This window comes from Vibrio genomosp. F6 (assembly GCF_005146325.1).
GTDB classification, from domain to species: Bacteria; Pseudomonadota; Gammaproteobacteria; order Enterobacterales; family Vibrionaceae; genus Vibrio; species Vibrio cortegadensis.
On record NZ_SYUT01000088.1, the window covers coordinates 1 to 936 of the forward strand.

The 936-nt window shown below is 40.6% G+C and carries 2 protein-coding genes; both read right to left on the bottom strand.

Features of this window, described 5'->3' with window-relative positions; genetic code table 11:
* Positions 1-60 precede the first annotated feature (60 nt).
* Complete coding sequence (locus FCV43_RS19505; protein WP_136996103.1) at positions 61-558, bottom strand: GNAT family N-acetyltransferase; 498 nt, start codon at positions 556-558, stop codon at positions 61-63.
* On the bottom strand, positions 555-827 hold the full coding sequence (locus FCV43_RS19510) for a DUF1778 domain-containing protein (RefSeq protein WP_016790030.1): 273 nt from the start codon (positions 825-827) through the stop codon (positions 555-557). Before FCV43_RS19510 ends, FCV43_RS19505 begins: the two co-directional genes overlap by 4 nt.
* Between the last annotated feature and the right edge of the window lie 109 nt (positions 828-936).

Genomic DNA, 936 nt, shown 5'->3' on the forward strand with positions numbered 1-936 from the left:
GGTGTTATAGCGTTGTCGCACCTTAATTGGGCGTTAGTTTGCTAGGAGGCAGGCAGTCAACTAGCCTAAATTCGCTCTTACATCAGAAATGGTAATAAAGAGTTTATTTTCTGCATCTTGAAACGCTTGGAAGCCATATCTCTCGTAGAAGTTTTTTGCTCCGTCTTTGGCGTCAACAATAACTACAGGGAATGCGACGCTATCACTGGCTGCTAGTAGCTTTCTAAGTGCATCAATAAGGAGCCACTCGCCAAAGCCTTTACCTTTGTAGCGTTCATCGACTGCTAAACGGGCAATTAGACCACCAGAAGTCGATGATTGGTGTTTTTTCTGTAGCTTGTCGGGTAAAGCCTTCAAGTCGATTGGTGTCATTGTTAGTGTATAAAAACCAATGACATGCGAGCTATCGTTATCATCTTCTAAAACGAATGTTCTGGTGTTGTCTTTCTTTGCTTGCTGACTCGCCATTACTTTCAGGTAGTTATTAAGAGCTTCAATACCGCAGTTGAACCGATTTCTATCATGTTTTGCTTTTTCTAGAAGTACCGTGTTCATCATTGAGTTTTGCTCTCGTAACGTTCAGAAGCAGTTTTCAATTTTGAGTTGATTGTTGCAGGACGGTCTAAAGCATCCATAAGTAACATAGCATCAGCTTGGCTAAGTTTAAGGGCTTGTTCACGTTCAATGACTTGTTTGGCTTTTTCTATAGCAGCACTTAGAACAAATGAGTTAATACTAGACATGCCTGCAATTGCCGCCGCTTTTGTCAGTAAGTATTGTGTATCGACATCAACTCTAGCAGTGATGCGGGGCAAAGTAGTAGCCATAATGTAATTTCCTTTTGTGTCAAAATGTCACATGTGTATTATGGTCTTAAAATGAGCGTTAAGCAATCATTGTGTCACTTTGGCACGCAAAACTAACAAACAATTTAAG

Coding starts and splice junctions, on each gene's coding strand:
- FCV43_RS19505 (WP_136996103.1), bottom strand. CDS start 558: ATGATGAACACGGTACTTCTAGAAAAAGCAAAACATGATAGAAATCGG.
- FCV43_RS19510 (WP_016790030.1), bottom strand. CDS start 827: ATGGCTACTACTTTGCCCCGCATCACTGCTAGAGTTGATGTCGATACA.